Below are 18470 nucleotides of genomic sequence, written 5' to 3'. Positions count from 1 at the left end.
CGGAGCAGTGCCGCACCAGCCGGCGGACGGCGTCGCCGTGACCGACCCGAGCGCAACCGACCTGGTGACCGCCGCGGCGGGCGGGGACGAGTCGGCGTGGGTGGAGCTGGTCCACCGGTACACCCCGCTCGTCTACTCGGTGATCCGGTCGTACGACCTGAGCCGCGCCGACGCCGCCGACGTCAACCAGACCGTCTGGCTGCGTCTCGTCGAGCAGCTGAGCCGGATACGCGACCCGCAGGCGCTCGCCTCCTGGCTGGCGACCACGGCCCGGCGCGAGTGCTACCGGATGTCCCGCCTCGGCCGTCGCACCCAGCTCTTCGACCCGTACGATGACGCGCTGGACGCGTACCATGGCTTCTCCCGCACGGCGGACGTGGCGGCCCCCGACGAGGAGCTGCTGCGCGCGGAGCGGCGGCAGGCACTGCGGGAGGGCTTCGCGCAGCTGCCACCGCGCTGCCAGAAGCTCCTGGCCCTGTTGACCGCCGACCCGCCGGCCAGCTACCGGGAGATCGCCGAACGGCTGAGCGTGCCGGTCGGCAGCATCGGGCCGACCCAGGCCAGATGCCTGCGTCGGCTACGGGACTGCCCGGCGCTCGCCCCGTTTCTCGGAACGGCCGCAACCCGGACGAACGGAGGTGAACGCGATGGAGCCGTTGCCGCCGGCCGATGACGCGGCCCTGACCGCCGAGCTGGGTGCGGCGCTGCGGGAGGTCGGGTCGGTCCCGGAGGAGTTCCTGACCGCCGCGCGGGCGGCGTTCGCCTGGCGAAACGTCGACGCGGAGGTGGCGCTCGCCGAGCTGACGTTCGACTCGGCGTGCGACGCGGCGCCCGCGCTGACCCGGTCGGCCGAGTCGACGCGGACGCTGTCGTTCCGCAGTGCGGTGGTGACGCTGGAGATCGAGGTGACCGACGCCGGCATCGTCGGTCAACTCGCCCCGCCCCGAGGGGGGCGGGTGTCCGCGCAGACCGCCTCGGGCACGTACGCGGAGGCACCGGTCGACGCGGTGGGCTTCTTCTCGCTGGGCGCTCCCCCGCCCGGCCCGGTCCGGCTGCGCGCCCACACCGACGGCTACTCGGTGGCCACCACCTGGGTTTCGCTGCGCTGACCCACCGTCCACCTGGGACGGCGGCGCGCACCCGGGACGCCCAGAGCGTCCTGGCGAGCGCGCGGCGACGGGGGTCGCGGGCTGCCCAGGCCCACGACCCCCGCTGGTGGCCGGGGCTACTGCTTCCCGACGCTCATCAGGTACTCCACACCACCGAGGTCGGTCCGCTCCGCACCGCTCGTGTCCGGACCGAACTGGGTCACATCGAGCGCGAACTCCTTGTCCGAGGCGACCGCGGCCGCGAAGGTGAGGGAGAACTCGACCCGCTCACCCGGTTCCAGCAGCAGGTTGCCGAGGCGGGCCTTCGCCGGTTCGACGACCTCCAGCTGGTTCCTGCCGACCTCGCGTATGCCGGTGCCGACCTTGCCGCCGGCCTGCCACCGCTCGAACAGGGTCGGCCCGAGGTCGACGACGACCCGGCCGCCCACGGCCTGAATCGGCTCCCCCGGCTGCGTGAAGACCAGGTCGTTCTTGGTCGCCACCCGGAGCGAGTTGCCGATGGCGAACGGCCGCACGACCGGCGTCCCGCCCGCGACGAGCCGCACCGAGTCGACGTTGCGCCAGGCGATGTTGTTGTTGTTGCGGGTGTTGGTGCTGATGTCCGGACCCTCGAAGGTCATCGGATCGGTGGACGACACCCACCTGGCCAGCAGGCAGAAGTGGCCCGGTCCGGGCACCCCGGTCCACGGGATCGTCACGGTCGTGGTGCCGGCGAAGACGGTCACGTTCATCGCGCCGATCTGGGTCCAGTGCGTCGGCCAGACGGCACCGCCACCCGGCGTCGTCCGGTAAATCCGCAGCACGCCGCTGCCGGTGCCGGAACCGTACGGGCCGGGGTTACGCAGCTTGATGAAGATGTAGTTGGTGACGCCGACGATCGGGTTCTGGCTGACGGCACACTCGACGGCGGTCGGGCAGACCTTGATGTCGGGGCTGGCCCACAGCGGGTTGAGCGAGTGGGGTTGGACGCCGACGTCGGCGGTGACGTCCCGGATGTAGACGTCGGTGCGGGCCGCCGCGGCCTTGTCCTGCCGCGCGTCGACCGGCGCGGCGGCGGCCGTGGTGACCGCCAGCAGCGCGGCCAGCGCCGTGCCGGTAAGCACGGCCAGCGCCGAGCGGCGGACGTATCTTCCTACGTTGCCCATGACAGGCTTCTCCCATCGTCGAGGGACCGCCGACCCGCGTTGTCTCCTACCGGGCCGACGCGATGACGTTGTTCAGGAGCGCGGCGCGGCGCGGTTGATACGCCCGGCGGGACCCGTCACCGTCAGATGGAGCGAGGAACGACCAATTAGACGAGTATCGATATTTTCCCCGGCCGGCCCGATGCTGTCGGAGGGTGTCGGTACGCTTCGCCGGCACGTCGATGTGGATCGCCTCGACCACAGTGGTGCCGATAGCGCACATCGGGTCGAGCACCAAGTCCGCTGGTTGCGTGTAGGCGGTGACGGCGTGCGCGGCGATCGCCGGGAGCATCCGCGCCGGGCGCCGCACGGACTCGCGGACGTACCGGCCGCGGCGCTGGACCGGGCCGGTGGACTGGGCGGTCGCCCACACCGACAGGCCTTGGGGGCCGGGAGCAGCCCGACGACGTCCGATCGTGGGGGCAGTCGTCGTGCTCTGCTCGTCGGGGTTGCCGACACTGTCTGCGCGGTGCTTAGCCACGGCGACCACCGCCCTCGCGCCCGCCCTGCTGGGCTTGGCTCAACACCATGGGCTGGTGCTGCGGCGTGTGCTCACTAAAGTGGTGTCGGCTCCGCGCCGCGCCGTGGTGCGCTGACACCCTCAACCGGTGTTTGTGAGACCCCCAGGCAACCAACACGGATCGGTGACTTGCTGTTTCAACTGCGCTGAGCTGTCGGATGGGTCCCACGGTGTCCATGCTCGTCCGTCGGCGTCTAACCCGATCGTCACCCGGTTAGTCACTCACGCCTCGCGCCTGCGGCTCTGCTCCCTCACCTCTGCCGCGCAACTGAGCAACGACCTAGCCAGCGACTCGGCCCGGTCCGCCGACAACCACAGCGAGCCGTGCGGCACGTCGTCATCGGGACCGGCCAACCCTTCGGTCAGAGTCTCCGCTGGCACTTCGACGTCTAACCGAACGAAATGATGCCCCCTGCTGTAGTCGACGAAGGCATCCAGGTACCGGTCATCATCGAAGGTCACCGCCGCATGCTGCCACGACAGCGATCCCCACTTCACCTTCTACCGCTTCGTCCCGAAGGAACCATTAGCCGTTGGTGATCTGCGCCAACAGCAGACGGGAGCAGTCGAGCAGTACGTAGGAGTCCACAGACGTCCGTGCCTTGCTCGCGCTCGTCGTCACTCAGTTGGTCACCCAGGTACGACAAAGGGGCCGTCTCGATCTTCCGAGATGGCCCCTTACCTGCGTCGGGACGGCCGGATTCGAACCGACGACCCCTTGACCCCCAGTCAAGTGCGCTACCAAGCTGCGCCACGTCCCGCCCCCGCAGAGTTCCCCCTGCGACAGCCGGTACAGCTTAGCGCAGCACTCCTGCCCCGTCCGCACAGGCCCCACCCGCGTTGTCGGAGCGGAGAACCACCCCACAACCCCTAAAGCGTCCTAGGAGGGTGGGTCAGGCGAGAACGCCTGACCCACCCTCGAAGAGAAGCGAGTTACCCGTGCGCCTTGCCCCGGCCACCGGGGCCGAGCTTCTTGCGGGGGCGTACGGAGATCTCGATGGGGCTGCCCTCGTACCCGAACTCCTCGCGGAGTTTGCGCTCGACGAACCGCTGGTATCCGGCGTCGAGCGGGCCCGTGGTGAAGAGCACGAACCGCGGCGGCGCCACCCCGGCCTGCGTGGCGAACAGGATGCGGGGCGCCCGTCCACCGCGCACCGGGTGCGGGGTGGCCTGCACGAGCGCGGTGAGCCACTGGTTGAGGTGCGCGGTCGGTACGCGCAGTTCCCAGCTCGCCAGGGCCTTGTTGAGGGCCGGGGCCAGCTTGTCGACTGCGCGGCCGGTCATGGCCGACAGGTTCAGCCGGATCGCCCAGGGGATGCGGCGCAGCTCGCGGTCGATCTCCTTGTCCAGGTAGTACCGGCGGTCGGCGTCGACCAGGTCCCACTTGTTGAACGCGATGACCAGCGCTCGGCCGGCCTCGGTCACCATCGTGAGGATCCGCTGGTCCTGCTCGCTGATCGGCTCGCTGGCGTCCAGGAGCACGACGGCCACCTCGGCGGCCTCGATCGCGCCGGCGGTGCGCAGGCTGGCGTAGTACTCGGTTCCGCTGGCCTTGCCGACCCGCTTGCGCAGACCGGCGGTGTCCACGAGCTGCCAGGTCTGGCCGCCGATCTCGACCAGGCTGTCGACCGGGTCCACTGTGGTGCCGGCGACCGAGTCGACAACCGCCCGATCTTCGCCGGAGAACCGGTTGAGCAGACTGGACTTGCCCACGTTCGGCCGGCCGACCAGCGCCACCCGGCGCGGCCCGCGCGGCCGGTTCTCGACGATCGCGGGGGCTTCCGGCAGCGCGGCGAGGATGGCGTCCAGCAGGTCACCGGAGCCGCGCCCGTGCAGCGCGGACACCGGGAACGGCTCGCCGAGGCCGAGCGACCACAGCGACACGGCCTCCATCTCGATGGAGTTGTTGTCGGCCTTGTTGGCCACCAGGATGACCGGCTTGGCGCTGCGGCGCAGCATCTTCACCGCGGCCTCGTCCACGTCGGTGGAGCCGACCATCGCGTCGACCACGAAGAGGACCACGTCGGCGGTGACCACCGCCGTCTCGGCCTGCGCGGCGATGGCCGCCGCGCGGTCCTTCGCGTCCGGCTCCCAACCGCCGGTGTCCACCACGGTGAACGACCGGCCGTTCCACTGCGCGTCGTACGGCACGCGGTCCCGGGTCACGCCGGGAATGTCCTCGACGACCGCCTGCCGGCGGCCGATGATCCGGTTGACGAGCGTCGACTTGCCCACGTTGGGACGGCCGACGACCGCGACCACCGGCTGCGGGCCGGTCGGCTCCTCGACGACGAGGTCCGGCTCGCGCAGCTCGACCCAGGAACCACCCTCGCTCATGCCACTCCCCGCTCGGTGAGCAGGTCACGCAGCCGGGCCACGACCTCGTCGATGCCCAGCTCGGTGGTGTCCAGCACGACGGCGTCCGAGGCCTGGGCCAACGGGTTGACCTTGCGGGTCGAGTCGAGTTTGTCGCGGCGGGCCAGGTCGGCGGCGGTGGCCGCCACGTCGGAGGCGTCCTCGGCGCTGCGCCGGGCCGCGCGGGCCGCCTCGGAGGCGGTCAGGAAGACCTTCAGGTCGGCGTCCGGCGCCACGACCGAACCGATGTCCCGGCCCTCGACCACCATTCGGCCCGCGTTGACGATCATCTCGCGCTGCCGGGCGACCAGCAGCTCACGGACGGCTGGCACGGCGGCGACGGCGGAGACCGCCTGAGTCACCTCGGGCCCGCGGATCTCCGCGTCCACGCTCACGCCGTCGACGGTCACGCCGTACCCCTGGGGGTCGGTGCCGATGCGCAGGTCGGCCTCGCCGGCGACCTTGGCCACCGACGCGGCGTCCGTGAGATCCACGCCGGAGCGCAGCACGGCCCACGTGATCGCCCGGTACATCGCCCCGGTGTCCAGGTAGCGCGCACCGATGCCGGCGGCGAGCCGCCGCGACACGGTGGACTTACCCGAACCGGACGGCCCGTCCACAGCGACCACACATCGCTCGGCCCGTACGTTTTCCTCCACCGTGTCCTCCTCAGCCCGTACCTCGCGGATCGCCCGGTGCTGGCGCCGCAAGCGGTTGTCCATCGTCATCCATCATGCCCGGGGCCCGTGGCGCACCCACGCGCGCCGCCGCCCGAGGCGACCCACGCCACCCTCCGGCGGCCGCTTCCCGGCCGCTGCGGAGCCTACCGGCAGCCGTACCCCGAAGCCCGGGGGTCAGTCACCCACCGCGCGGAACAGGGCGGCGACCTCCGCGTTGGTCAGGCGCCGCAGACGCCCGGTGCGCAGGTCGCCCAACCGGATCGGACCGATGGAGGTACGCACCAGACGGGTGACCGGGTGCCCGACCTCGTCCATCAACCGCCGGACGATGTGCTTGCGCCCTTCGTGCAGGCTCAGCTCCACCTGGGCGCTCTTGCCCAGGGTGCCCACCACCTTGAACGAGTCGACCTTCACCGGCCCGTCCTCCAGTTCGACGCCCGCGAGGAGCCGCTTGCTCAGGTTGCGCGGGATCGGCCCGACCACCTCGGCCAGGTAGGTCTTCAGCACCTCGTACGAGGGGTGCATGAGCTTGTGCGCGAGGTTGCCGTCGTTGGTGAGCAGCAGCAGGCCCTCGCTGTCCGCGTCGAGCCGCCCGACGTGGTAGACCCGCTGGTCCAACCGCCGGCCGATGAACTCGGCCAGTTCGGTGCGCCCCTTGTCGTCCGACATGGTGGTCACCACACCGCGCGGCTTGTTCATCGCCACGTAGACCAGGCGGACGTCGACCTGAAGGCGCTCGCCGTCCACGTGGATCACGGACGTGGCGGGGTCGACCTTGTCGCCGAGCTTGGCGACCCGCCCGTCCACGGTGACCCGGCGCCGGAAGATCAGGTCCTCGCAGGCACGCCGGGAACCCACGCCGGCGGCGGCGAGCACCTTCTGCAGGCGTTCCGCGCCCTCGTAGACGGGGGCGTCGGACTTCGGGGAACGGTTATCGGGTCGCATCGGCAAGCTCTTCTACGTCGTCGGGCAGGAAGGGTGCGAGAGGTGGCAATTCGTCGACGGTGTTCAGCCCGAGCTTCTCCAGGAACAGCGTGGTGGTCCGGTACAGGAACGCCCCGCTGTCCGATTCGGTGCCGCACTCCTCGACGAGGCCGCGAGTGACCAGCGTACGGATGACGCCGTCGCAGTTGACACCCCGGATGGCCGAGATCCGCGACCGGGTCACCGGCTGCTTGTACGCGACCACGGCCAGGGTCTCCAGAGCCGCCTGGGTCAGCCGCACGGACTGCCCGTCCAGGACGAACCGCTCGACGTACGTAGCGTATTCCGGCCGGGTGTACAACCGCCAACCGCCGGCGGCCCGGCGCAGCTCGAACCCGTTCCCGGCGGCGGTGTAACCGGCGGCGATCTCGTCGAGCACCGGCCCGATCCGCTCGGCCGGCTGCTCCAGCACCTGGGCCAGAACCAGCTCGCTGACCGGTTCGTCCACCACCAGGAGGATCGCCTCCAACGCGCCGCGCAGCTCGGCGTCGGGCAGCTCGGGCGCGGGCTCCGGCACGACCGCCGGCCGCCGTCGCCCGACGGGCTCCCGCCGGGGTACGCCCCGAGCCGCGCCCGCCGCAGCGGGCTCCGCAGCCTCAGCGGGCGCGTCGGCCTCTACCTGCACCGCCTCGGCGGGCACGACCGGCTCAGCGGCCTCGACCGGCTCGGGTGGGCGGGGGCGTTCCCACGGGGGAACCCAGGCGGCGGCCTGGTCGGCCAGGGAGTCCCGGCGCTCCTCGTCACTCATCCCGCGCACCCTCCGTCGCTTCCGTTTCGGCCGGTCCGCCGGCCTCCTCCCCCGCCGCCACCGGCTCCGGCCCGGGAGGCGGGTCGGCGTCGGCGGGCGTGCCGGCGTACTCGTCGACGTGCAGTTCGGTCTCGCCGTCGGTGGGCCCGGTCCAGCGCACGGTCAGCTCCTCCAGGGCCTGCTCCTGCACGAAGGCCACCAGACCCTCCCGGTACAGCTCCAGCAGCGCCAGGAACCTCGCCACCACCTCCAGGGTGGCCTCGCAGTCGGCGCAGAGCAGCGAGAACGTCGCCGTGCCGGCCCGGCGCAGCCGGGCGGTGAGGATCGCCGCGTGTTCCCGCACACTGACCCGCACCATGTGCACGTGGGCGATGGACACCTCCGGCGTCACCTTCGGGGTCATCGCCTTCACGGCCAGTTTCAGCAGCCGCTGCGGGCCGATGCCGAGCACCAGGTCGGGCAGCGCCTCGGCGTAGCGGGGCTCCAGACTCACCGCCCGGGGATAGCGCCGGCCGCCGACCGCTTCCAGCTCGGCGATGTGTGCCGCCGCCTCCTTGTACGCCTTGTACTGCAGCAGCCGGGCGAAGAGCAGGTCCCGGGCCTCCAGCAGGGCGAGGTCCTCCTCGTCCTCGACGTCGGCGGCGGGCAGCAGCCGGGCGGCCTTCAGGTCGAGCAGGGTCGCGGCGATGAGCAGGAACTCGCTGGCCTCGTCCAGGTCCCAGTCGTCGCCCATGGCGCGGATGTAGGCGATGAACTCGTCGGTGACCGTGTGCAGGGCCACCTCGGTGACGTCGAGCTTGTGTTTGCCGATGAGTTGCAGCAGCAGGTCGAAGGGGCCGGTGAAGTTGGCCAGTCGCACCGTGAACCCGGCGGGCTGCGCACCGTCGACCACGGCCGGATCGGCGGTGTCGGGCGGGTGCAGGGGTGGCGCGGTCACCGCACGACCGTAGTCCACGAGACGGACACCGGGACTTCCGGCTACCGCTCCGACTGGGCGGCGATCACCTCGCGGGCCAGCTGACGGTAGTTACGCGCCCCGGAGGAGGCCGGGTCCATCGTCGTGATGGGGGCACCGGCCACGGTGGACTCCGGGAACTTCACCGTCTTGGTGATGACCGTCTGGTAGACCTTGTCGCCGAACGCCTCGACCACCCGCTGGAGCACCTGACGGCAGTGGGTGGTGCGGCTGTCGTACATGGTGGCGAGAATGCCTTCGAGCTCCAGGTCGAAGTTGAGCCGTTCGCGCACCTTGTCGATGGTGTCCAGCAGCAGGGCCACACCGCGCAGGCTGAAGAACTCGCACTCGAGCGGGATGAGCACGCCGTGCGCGACGGTCAGCGCGTTGATCGCCAGCAGGCCGAGGGACGGCTGGCAGTCGATCAGGATGTAGTCGTACTCCTTGCGGACCGAGCGCAGGACCCGGGCCAGGGCCATCTCGCGGGCGACCTCGTTGACGAGCTGGATCTCGGCGGCGGAGAGGTCGATGTTGGCCGGTAGCAGGTGCAGGCCCGCGACGTCGGTCTTGATGAGGACGTCCTCGGCGGTCACGTCGTCCTGCATGAGCAGGTTGTAGACGGACAGGTCGAGGTTGTGCGGGTTGACACCCAGGCCCACCGAGAGCGCGCCCTGCGGGTCGAAGTCGACGAGCAGCACCTTGCGGCCGTACTCCGCGAGGGCCGCGCCCAGGTTGATGGTGGTGGTCGTCTTGCCGACGCCACCCTTCTGGTTGGCCATCGCGATGATGCGCGCCGGACCGTGCCGATCAGTGGGCATCGGCTCGGGGATGGGCTTGCGCATCGTGTAGGCGGCCGGGTCGGCCGGACCCAGATCGTTGCCGAGCGCGGCCTGCTGCTCGCGGAGCTCCGACGTCCACGTCTCGGCACGGTCACCGTTGCCAGCCATGTGCTCGTTGCCCCCTCCCGACGACCCACCCGGCGTCGGAGCCGTCCGACGTCCTTCGCGGCGCCGCTGCGCACCCCGGTCGTGTCGCCCCAGGAGGTCCGCGCCGATGCCGACTGTACGCCACCGACCAGCAGGGCGTTCGGCACCGGCCCGGCGTGTCGGGACCGACCCCGACCGGGGCGTCAGTCCCGGGCGCGCGGGTGGGCGGTGGCGTACACCTCGCGCAGCCGTTCGACGGTGACGAGGGTGTAGACCTGGGTGGTGGTCACCGAGGCGTGACCGAGCAGTTCCTGGACGACCCGCACGTCGGCGCCACCGTCGAGCAGGTGGGTCGCGTACGAGTGGCGCAGCGTGTGCGGGGACACCGCCGACGGTCCCTCGACCGGCAGGCCGGCGCGGGCGGCGGCGTGCCGCAGGATCATCCAGGCGCCCTGGCGGGACAGCGCGCCGCCCCGGGCGTTGAGGAACACCGCCGGGGTGCCCCGGCCGGCGGCGGCCAGCGTCGGGCGGGCCCGGACCAGGTAGGCGCGGACCGCGTCGACGGCGTACCCGCCGATCGGGACGAGTCGCATCCGGCCGCCCTTGCCGCGCAGCAGCACGGCGCCCTCGTCGACGTCCAGGTCGTCGATCGCCGCGCCGACCGCCTCGGAGATCCGCGCGCCGGTGCCGTACAGGAACTCCAGCAGCGCCCGGTCGCGCAGCGCGAGCGACGCGCCGTCACCGGTCGCGGTGACCGGCCCGGTGGTCTCCAGCAGGCGGGAAACGTCGTCGACTCCCAGCGCGCGGGGCAGCCGGCGCGGCGGGGTGGGCGGGCGGACGTCGCGGCTCGGGTCGGCGCCGGCCAGCCCCTCCCGCACGGCGAACCGGTGCAGGCCACGGACCGCGCTGGCCGCGCGGGCGGCCGACGACACGGCCAGGGGCGGGTGGTCGTCGTCGCCCGCGCGTAGTCGGGCCAGGTGCGACTCGACGACGCCGGGGGCGACCGACGCGAGGTCGGCGACGCCGACCTCGGCCAGGGTCGTGAGATAACGGTCCAGATCCCGGCGGTACGAGGCGAGGGTGTTCGCGGACAGGCCGCGCTCGACGGTGAGGTGGTCGAGGTACCCGCGGACGGCACGGCGCAGGGCCGGCGCGGGTTCGACGCCCGCACCGACCCGTTCGACAGTGGAGTCGGTCAGCCCAGCACCTCGGCCAGCGGGAGCACCGGCATGCCGTGCGCCTCGGCGACCGGGCCGTAGGTGACCTGGCCGTCGTGGGTGTTCAGGCCCAGCGCCAGCGCCGGGTCGGTGCGCAGGGCGTCGCGCCAGCCCTGGTTGGCCAGTTCGAGGGCGTACGGCAGGGTGACGTTGGTCAACGCGTAGGTGCTGGTGTTCGGCACCGCGCCGGGCATGTTCGCCACGCAGTAGAAGATCGACTCGTGCACCTTGTAGACCGGGTCGGCGTGCGTGGTGGGCCGCGAGTCCTCGAAGCAGCCACCCTGGTCGATGGCGATGTCGACGAGCACGCTGCCCGGCTTCATCCGGGAGACCAGCTCGTTGGAGATGAGCGTCGGGGCCTTCGCGCCGGGCACCAGCACCGCGCCGATGACCAGGTCGGCGTCGAGGACGGCCCGCTCGATCTCGTACGCGTTGGAGGCGACGGTCTGCAGGTGCCCCCGGTAGATGGCGTCGGCCTGGCGCAGGCGGGCCACGTTCTTGTCCAGCAGCAGCACCTCGGACTGCAGGCCCAGGGCGATGGCGGCGGCGTTCATGCCGGAGACGCCGGCGCCGATGACGACGGTCTTCGCCGCGTACACGCCGGAGACGCCGCCGGGCAGCACACCCCGACCACCGCCGGTCCGCATCATGTAGAACGCGCCCACCTGCGGGGCGAGCCGGCCCGCCACCTCGGACATCGGCGCGAGCAGCGGCAGCGACTTGTCGGGCAGCTCGACGGTCTCGTACGCGATGCCGGTGACCTTCCGGTCGACCAGCGCGTCCGTGCACTCCTTCGAGGCGGCCAGGTGCAGGTAGGTGAAGAGGACCTGCCCCTCGCGCATCCGGTGGTACTCCTCGGCGATCGGCTCCTTGACCTTGAGCACCAGCTCTGCGGTGTCCCACACCTCGTCGGCGGTGGCCAGGATCTTCGCGCCGGCGGCGGCGAACTCCTCGTCGGTGATGCTGGAGCCGACGCCCGCGCCGGACTCGACGAAGACCTGGTGGCCGCTGCGGGTGAACTCGTTGACGCCCGCCGGCGTGATCGCCACGCGGTACTCGTGGTTCTTGACCTCGCGTGGGATTCCGACCTTCACGATGCAGACACCTCTCTTCGGGGCTGAGTTCCCCCGACCGCTCGGCGCCACGACGGCCCCATTGCCGCCACGGTCCACCGGTCCCGCCGGCGGCAGTCTAGGCGCGTCCAACCCCGCGACGAGCCAGCACAGTGGCATCCGGTGCCCGGACGACCTGACGGAGTGTCAGGGCAGAGACCGGGCCGGCGGTGGACGTCACCTCAGCCGTCAGGACAGTGTTCGCCCATTATCGTCCCATCTGCCGGGCGGCGGTACGGACAGCGGGCGAGTGGATCACTATCGTGTCCGCCCATGACCACTCCTGAATACCAGCCCGGGTACGCCCCGGGTTACTCCGACAAGAGCAAGGTCGTCGCGGGCATCCTCGGCATCCTGCTCGGCACCTTCGGTGCCGGTCGGTTCTACACCGGACACACCAAGATCGCCGTGCTCCAGCTCGTCGTGAGCCTGGTGACCTGTGGTGCCGGCGGCCTCTGGGGCCTCATCGACGGCATCCTGATCCTCGTCAACGGCGGCACGGACGCGCAGGGTCGCCCGCTGCGGGACTGACCTTCCGCTTGGACACCCAGAGGGGCCCCGCGGTTGACCGCGGGGCCCCTCTGGCGCGTACTCGATGATCGGCTGGACCGAACTGCGGCGCTCAGCGCGGCAGCGGCGCCTCCGCCCGGCGCAGCGCCGCGAAGCCGGTGTGCCGGCCACGCGCCGCCGCGAGCAGCCCGGCCACCGCGGACGCGTTGGTGATCTCGCCGGCCAGGACCATGCCGACCGCCTCGTCGAGGTCGACGCGGACGACCTGGAGGTCGGCCTCCTCGTCGTGGCGCTCGTGCCGCTCGTCGGCCGGCACGTCGGCGAGGTCCCGGGCCAGGAAGACCCGGACGATCTCGTTGGTGAACCCGGGCGAGCTGTGCAGGTCGACCAGCACGTCGATCCGCCCGGCGGTCAGGTCGGCCTCCTCGGCCAGCTCCCGCAGCGCGGCGGCCGGCAACTCCTCGCCGGAGACGTCCATCAGCCCGGCCGGCAGCTCCCAGAGGGGCCGGCCCACCGGGTGCCGATACTGGCGGATCAGCACCACCTGACCGGCGTCGTCCAGGGCCACCACGGCCACCGCCCCGACGTGCCGGACCAGGTCGCGCAGCGCGGTCCCGCCGCCGGGCATGGTCACCTCCTCGGTGACCACGTCGAAGATCCGCCCGCGGTACCGCTCCTCGCGGGAACGGACCTCGTAGCGATGCTCGCTCACGCCGACGCCTTCGTGGCGGCGCCGTTGCGGGCCGCCTTGCGGGCCGACGGGGCCTCCGCGGCGGGATCGAGGTCGACCGGCAACTGGTCGGCCTGCGAGTACGCCACCGCGGCCTTGACGAACGACGCGAACAGCGGGTGCGGGCGGGTCGGGCGGCTCTTGAGCTCCGGGTGCGCCTGCGTGGCCACGAAGAACGGGTGCAGCTCGCGGTCCAGCTCGATGAACTCGACCAGTCGGCCGTCCGGCGAGGTGCCGGAGATGTGCAGGCCCGCCTTGGTCAACGCGTCCCGGTAGGCGTTGTTGACCTCGTAGCGGTGCCGGTGCCGCTCGCTGATGTCGGTGCTGCCGTACGCCTCGGCGACGATCGAGCCCTCGGTCAACGTCGCCGGGTACGCCCCGAGCCGCATGGTGCCGCCCAGGTCGCCCTTGCCGGCGACGATGTCCTCCTGGTCGGCCATGGTGGCGATGACCGGGTGCGCGGCCTGCTCGTCGAACTCCAACGAGTTGGCGCCGTCCAGGCCGGCCAGGTGCCGGGCCACGTCGATGGTCATGCACTGCAGTCCGAGGCAGAGGCCGAGCAGGGGGATGCCGTTCTCCCGCGCGTACCGGGCCGTACCGATCTTGCCCTCGATGCCCCGGACGCCGAACCCGCCCGGGATGAGGATGCCGTCCACGCCGGCCAGGGCCGCCGCCGCGCCGGCCGGGGTGACGCACTCGTCGCTGGGCACCCACTTGAGCTGCACCCGGGACCGGTTACCGAAACCGGCCGCCCGGATCGCCTCGCTCACCGACAGGTACGCGTCGGGCAGGTCCACGTACTTGCCGACCACCGCGACGGTCACCGTGTGCCGCGGGCGGTGCACCCGCTCCAGCAGGTCGTCCCAGCTCGCCCAGTCCACGTCCCGGAACGAGAGCCCGAGCCGGCGCACCACGTACGCGTCGAGCCCCTCGCGGTGCAGCACCTTCGGGATGTCGTAGATGCTCGGGGCGTCCGGGGCGGCGACGACCGCCTCGGCGTCGACGTCGCAGTAGAGCGACAGCTTCTCCTTGAGCTTCACCGGGATCTCCCGGTCGCAGCGCAGCACGATGGCGTCCGGCTGGATACCGATGTTGCGCAGCTGGGCCACGGAGTGCTGGGTCGGCTTGGTCTTCAGCTCGCCCGACGGCGCCAGGTACGGCACCAGCGAGACGTGCAGGTAGAAACAGTTGTCCCGGCCCAGGTCGTGGCGGACCTGACGGATCGCCTCCAGGAACGGCAGCGACTCGATGTCGCCCACCGTGCCACCGACCTCGGTGATGACCACGTCGGGCAGGACGCCGTCCTCGTCCGGGTCGGCCATCGCCAGGATCCGCGACTTGATCTCGTTGGTGATGTGCGGGATGACCTGGACGGTGTCGCCCAGGTACTCGCCGCGCCGCTCCTTGGCGATCACGTCGGAGTAGATCTGCCCGGTGGTGACGTTCGCCTTGCCGGACAGCGCCCGGTCGAGGAAACGCTCGTAGTGCCCGACGTCGAGGTCGGTCTCGGCGCCGTCCTCGGTGACGAAGACCTCGCCGTGCTGGAACGGGTTCATCGTCCCCGGGTCAACGTTCAGGTAGGGGTCGAGCTTCTGCATCACGACGCGGAGCCCGCGCGCGGTCAACAGGTTGCCGAGGCTGGAGGCGGTGAGGCCCTTACCCAGCGAGGAGGCGACGCCCCCGGTGACGAAAATGTGCCTGGTCGTCCGTGCTGATGGGGCCAAGGCCTGCTCCCGTGTCGTCTGTCGCGGTCATGCAGACCGCCGTGCTCGATCAGCAAAGTGATCACGCGATCCACGGGATTCCACGGTAACACCTTCACGACGGGTACTCGCAGGCCGCACCCCGGGTGGGACCGGAACGGGCCACCCGGGCGGCGTCCGGCGGTCAGGAGGTGGCAACCTCGCTCGATGGCGCTGGCGTGTCCGTCGGACGCCGCTGCGCCGGAGGGGTGGCCGCAGCGCCCGCCGTCGGACCGTCCGACCGGCCGGGGCCGTCGGCCGCCGGCGAGCCCAGGTCCGGCCCCAGGACGACGGTACGGGGTGGCGCGGCGGGCGAACCGCCGACCGGCCGGGGGTGACCCGCTCCGAGCGGACCACCGCCGCCGGTCGGACCGTTCCCCCCACCGGCTGGCCCGTCGCCCCCGGAACCCGGATCGTCGTCGGCATCGTTCTCCCGCTCGCGGCCGGTGGCGGGGCGGGTCCGGTCGGCGGCGTGCCCGAGGACCCGCAGCGACGCCAGCGCCGCCAGCGGCACCACCAGGGCGGCCGCCGCGCCGGCCACGTCCAGTGCGGCACCGTCGAGCACACCGCCCAGCACCGCCGCGACCGCCGTGCCGGCGAACGCCGCCCGCACCGCCGGGTAGATGCCGAACAGCCGCATCAGTCCACCCCACGGCTGCAGCAGGGCGAACCACACCAGCAGCCCGCCGGCGAGCGCCAGCACCGTCAACGGGCTGTTCACCAACGTCTCGAAGTTCGCCGTGCTGGACCGGTGCACGGTGAAACCGCCGGTGCCGTCGCCGACCGCGGACAGGAACCGGCCGAGGCTCCCCCGCTCGGCCGGCAGCCGGCGCAGGTCCACGACGGCGAAGCCGATACCGACCGCCAGGGCGGCCATGGTGGCCCACGCCAGTCGACTGATGGTCAGCCAGCCACCAGCGCTGATCGCCGCCGCCACGCTCAGGCCGGCGGTCAGCGCGATCGCGCCGACCGGGTCGGCGCCGAGGTAGGGGCTGCCGGCCACCACCACGGCGAGGCCACCCACGGCGACCATCACGGCGGGCCGCCAGCGCCGGTGCACCCGCTGGGCGAGCCACCCGCCGGTCACCAGCGCGCCGGCGAGGAACACCCCCAGCGCGACCGTGCTCAGCCCGGCGTACCGACCACCCTGCAACGCCGAGTAGCCGACCACGCCGTTGAGCTGGAGGCGGGCCCCGGTCAGCACGTCCACGCCGACGACCAGGGTCGTCAGGCCGGCCACCGCGCCGACCGGGCCGAGGGTCCTCGCGTACCCGGGGGCGAAGCGGACCGCGGCCGTGCCCCCCGCGACCAGCAGCGCGGTGACCCCGGCGAAGATCCACCCGGGGTGCCCGCCACGCCACCAGGGGACGGCGTCGGCCAGCAACGCGGCCGGGACGGTCAACGCCGCCGCGACCAGCAGCAGCTCGACCACCGCCAGGACCCGGGCCGGGATCGGGGTCGGGCCGGTCGGGCCCGCGTGTGGCCGCGCGCGGCGCAGCAACGGCAGCACGGCCAGGGCCAGCAGCACCTGCGCCCCGGCGAGCAGGGCGAAGAACCCGCCGGAGACGGTCCGCTGGGCGGCCGCCTCCCGGTCGGCGTCCGCCGGGGCGTTGATCGCCTCCGTCAGGTCCGCCGGCCGACCACCGGTGCTGACCGCCGGCCGGCCGAGGAACAGCCGCTCCGGCATCGGCCGGCCCAGCGCGGCCAACGCCGTCGGCGCGAGGTCGACGAGCTGGAGGTAACCGTCACGGCCGGTGCTGGCCGAGGTCAGCCAGCCCCGCTCCCAACCCGGCCCGTCGGCGATCGCCACGTGCAGCCGCGACGGCCGCTCGGTGTCGGAGATGCCGGCGACCAGCACCAGCGACCGCGGCGGGCGGGCGGCCAGGACCCGGGCCAGTAGGGCGTCGGCGACCCGTGCCTCCTCGGCGCGCGCCGCCGGATCGCTCCCCTCGATCGTGCCGAGGTCGACGATGCTCAGGACACACGAGCCGAGCAGCCGACGCGGGTCGGCCGGCAGCCCCGCGGCGTACCTGTCGACCCGGCCGAACGGCCGCGCGGCGGCCACGGCGGCGCCCGGCCCCACGGCGACCGAGCAGCGCACCGACTCCGACAGCGACCCGGGCATCGTGCCCCACGGCAGCCGCTGCTGGTTGTACTGGACCACGCTCTCCTGGTCGGGCAGGTTCGCGCCGATCCCGTCCGGCTGCTCCACGGCCACCGAGGCCGGCGGGCAGCCGCCGTCCGGGCGGGCGCCGTTCCAGCCGGCGAAACTGCCCGCGCCGAGCGTCAACCAGCCGTCCACCGGGCAGGTGGGCCGGTGCGCGGACCGCACCGACAGCGAGCCGATCGAACCTTCCTGGGCCATCCGCCACAGTGTCGGCGTGCGCTGCTGGTCGACGTCCTCCCAGCGCAGCCCCGCGACACCGGCGAGCACCACGAAGTCGGCGGTGCGCTGCGGCGTGCCCTGCGGCGGCCGGACGGCCAGCGCGGCGACGCCCAACGCCACCACGAGCACGGTCAACAGGGCCGGGGCCAGTCGACGCACCATCAGCGGTGTCCCGTCAGGGGCGCGTCGGAGCCGGGCGCCGCCGGGTGGGCGGCCAGTTCGGCGTAGACCGCCGCCAGCACGGCGACCGTGTCCGCCTCGGTGGGCCACGTCGCCGCCCGTTCGGCGCCGCGCCGACCCAGTTCGGTCCGGGCCGTCGGGTCGTCCAGCAGCGCGCGCACCGCCGCGTCGACCGCGTCCACGTCGACCGAGGGGACCAGCGCGGCGGCGTCACCGACCAGCTCCGGCAGGCCGCCCACCGCCGTCGTCACCAACGGCACGCCGGCCCGCATCGCCTCCTGGGCGAACAACTGCCGCGCCTCCCAGTCGCTGGTGACCACCGCGAGGTCGGCGCCGGCGAGCAGGTCGGCCACATCGGTACGGTGCCCCAGCAGGGTCACCGGAGCGCGGGCCGCCGAGATCCGCGCGGCCAACGACAGGTACGCCGGGCCGCTTCCGGCGATCACCACGACCGGCGGTGGGGTACGCGTCCGCCAGCGGGCCGCCGCGTCGACCAGCACGTCGTAGCGCTTCTGCGGGTGCAGCCGCCCCACCGAGAGGATGAGCGGCTGCTCCGGTCCCACGCCGAACTCGGCGCGGACGGCGGCGCGACGCCGACGCGGCGCGGCCAGCGTCGGGGCGGCGACCGGGGCGAGCCGCGCGTCGGCGGCGCCCAGCGCGGTGGCCCGCCCGACCAGGTCGGACGACGCCCCCAGCGCCACCCGGGCCCCCCGGGCGACCACCCGCTCGACGAGCCGGGACACCCCGCCGCGCAATCCGCCCGCGAGGACGGCGTTGTGCCAGGTCACCACGAGCGGGGCGGTCGGCCGGGCCAGTACGGCGACGAGACCGGCGCGCAGACCGTGCGCGTGCAGCACGTCGACCCGGGCCGTGGCGAGCACCCGCCGCAGGGCGAGCACCGCCCGCGCGTCGGCCGGGGTCGGGCTGGCCGGGATCTCCACCGGTTCGAAACGCGCGCCGACGCCGGTGAAGTCGAACTGCTCCTGCGTCGCCGCCGGCCCGCAGACCAGCACCGTCGCGCCGGACGCGACGAGCCCCCGTGCCACCGAACGGACGTGCTGGCCGACCCCACCGGTGCTGGACGCCAGCACCAGCGCCACGGTGCCCGACCAGCCGTTGGTCTCCGTCATGC

17 protein-coding genes, 1 tRNA gene and 1 pseudogene are annotated in these 18470 nt (G+C 72.7%); 3 read left to right on the top strand and 16 right to left on the bottom strand.

The window, feature by feature from the left end:
* Window positions 1–7: 7 nt before the first annotated feature.
* Window positions 8–673, top strand: coding sequence for a sigma-70 family RNA polymerase sigma factor (locus AB0I89_RS05970; protein WP_357120900.1), 666 nt, complete (start codon window positions 8–10; stop codon window positions 671–673).
* A complete protein-coding gene (locus AB0I89_RS05965; RefSeq protein WP_357120897.1) occupies window positions 648–1109 on the top strand; it encodes a hypothetical protein in 462 nt (153 codons plus the stop codon). Before AB0I89_RS05970 ends, AB0I89_RS05965 begins: the two co-directional genes overlap by 26 nt.
* Before the next feature lie 116 nt (window positions 1110–1225).
* Here the strand turns inward: AB0I89_RS05965 and AB0I89_RS05960 are convergent, their stop codons facing one another.
* From AB0I89_RS05960 to ald, 12 genes and pseudogenes are all read right to left on the bottom strand, one after another.
* Entirely contained in the window at window positions 1226–2254 is a 1029-nt protein-coding gene (locus tag AB0I89_RS05960) for a hypothetical protein (protein WP_357120894.1), read from the bottom strand.
* Window positions 2255–2477: 223 nt separating this feature from the next.
* Window positions 2478–2708, bottom strand: a pseudogene (locus tag AB0I89_RS05955) (site-specific DNA-methyltransferase); the annotation flags it as partial.
* Between the two features lie 327 nt (window positions 2709–3035).
* Window positions 3036–3275, bottom strand: coding sequence for a hypothetical protein (locus AB0I89_RS05950; protein WP_357120891.1), 240 nt, complete (start codon window positions 3273–3275; stop codon window positions 3036–3038).
* Between the two features lie 225 nt (window positions 3276–3500).
* Window positions 3501–3574 (bottom strand) — tRNA-Pro (locus AB0I89_RS05945).
* A gap of 172 nt (window positions 3575–3746) precedes the next feature.
* Complete coding sequence (gene der, locus AB0I89_RS05940) at window positions 3747–5150, bottom strand: ribosome biogenesis GTPase Der (protein WP_357120887.1); 1404 nt, start codon at window positions 5148–5150, stop codon at window positions 3747–3749.
* Complete coding sequence (gene cmk / locus AB0I89_RS05935; protein WP_357122145.1) at window positions 5147–5827, bottom strand: (d)CMP kinase; 681 nt, start codon at window positions 5825–5827, stop codon at window positions 5147–5149. Before cmk ends, der begins: the two co-directional genes overlap by 4 nt.
* 195 nt (window positions 5828–6022) lie before the next feature.
* A complete protein-coding gene (locus AB0I89_RS05930; RefSeq protein ID WP_357120884.1) occupies window positions 6023–6793 on the bottom strand; it encodes a pseudouridine synthase in 771 nt (256 codons plus the stop codon).
* Complete coding sequence (gene scpB, locus AB0I89_RS05925; RefSeq protein WP_357120881.1) at window positions 6780–7580, bottom strand: SMC-Scp complex subunit ScpB; 801 nt, start codon at window positions 7578–7580, stop codon at window positions 6780–6782. Before scpB ends, AB0I89_RS05930 begins: the two co-directional genes overlap by 14 nt.
* Complete coding sequence (locus tag AB0I89_RS05920) at window positions 7573–8502, bottom strand: ScpA family protein (RefSeq protein ID WP_357122142.1); 930 nt, start codon at window positions 8500–8502, stop codon at window positions 7573–7575. The genes scpB and AB0I89_RS05920 overlap by 8 nt, the downstream gene beginning before the upstream one ends.
* 56 nt (window positions 8503–8558) lie before the next feature.
* Window positions 8559–9482 (bottom strand): ParA family protein, encoded by a 924-nt coding sequence (locus AB0I89_RS05915; protein WP_357120878.1) that lies wholly within the window; start codon window positions 9480–9482, stop codon window positions 8559–8561.
* Between the two features lie 182 nt (window positions 9483–9664).
* Window positions 9665–10660, bottom strand: coding sequence for a site-specific tyrosine recombinase XerD (locus AB0I89_RS05910; RefSeq protein ID WP_357122139.1), 996 nt, complete (start codon window positions 10658–10660; stop codon window positions 9665–9667).
* Window positions 10657–11772 carry an alanine dehydrogenase gene (gene ald, locus AB0I89_RS05905; RefSeq protein WP_357120875.1) on the bottom strand — a complete coding sequence of 372 codons (1116 nt, stop codon included), beginning with the start codon at window positions 11770–11772 and terminating at the stop codon, window positions 10657–10659. The genes AB0I89_RS05910 and ald overlap by 4 nt, the downstream gene beginning before the upstream one ends.
* A gap of 225 nt (window positions 11773–11997) precedes the next feature.
* Here ald and AB0I89_RS05900 point away from each other — a divergent pair, with 225 nt between their 5' ends.
* Window positions 11998–12321 (top strand): TM2 domain-containing protein, encoded by a 324-nt coding sequence (locus tag AB0I89_RS05900; protein WP_357122136.1) that lies wholly within the window; start codon window positions 11998–12000, stop codon window positions 12319–12321.
* A gap of 91 nt (window positions 12322–12412) precedes the next feature.
* On the opposite strand, the gene AB0I89_RS05895 is transcribed toward AB0I89_RS05900, so the two are convergent.
* From AB0I89_RS05895 to AB0I89_RS05880, 4 genes are all read right to left on the bottom strand, one after another.
* On the bottom strand, window positions 12413–13012 hold the full coding sequence (locus AB0I89_RS05895) for an NUDIX hydrolase (protein ID WP_357120872.1): 600 nt from the start codon (window positions 13010–13012) through the stop codon (window positions 12413–12415).
* Window positions 13009–14754: a CTP synthase gene (locus AB0I89_RS05890; RefSeq protein ID WP_357120869.1), complete on the bottom strand. Its 1746-nt coding sequence runs from the start codon at window positions 14752–14754 to the stop codon at window positions 13009–13011. Before AB0I89_RS05890 ends, AB0I89_RS05895 begins: the two co-directional genes overlap by 4 nt.
* 163 nt (window positions 14755–14917) lie before the next feature.
* Window positions 14918–17320 carry a hypothetical protein gene (locus AB0I89_RS05885; RefSeq protein WP_357120866.1) on the bottom strand — a complete coding sequence of 801 codons (2403 nt, stop codon included), beginning with the start codon at window positions 17318–17320 and terminating at the stop codon, window positions 14918–14920.
* Window positions 17320–18468 carry a glycosyltransferase family 4 protein gene (locus AB0I89_RS05880; protein ID WP_357120863.1) on the bottom strand — a complete coding sequence of 383 codons (1149 nt, stop codon included), beginning with the start codon at window positions 18466–18468 and terminating at the stop codon, window positions 17320–17322. Before AB0I89_RS05880 ends, AB0I89_RS05885 begins: the two co-directional genes overlap by 1 nt.
* Window positions 18469–18470 lie beyond the last annotated feature (2 nt).

The sequence above is a fragment of the Micromonospora sp. NPDC049801 genome (genome assembly GCF_040656575.1).
In the GTDB taxonomy this organism is placed as follows: domain Bacteria; phylum Actinomycetota; class Actinomycetes; order Mycobacteriales; family Micromonosporaceae; genus Micromonospora.
This window is presented reverse-complemented; position numbering and strand designations above follow the sequence as displayed.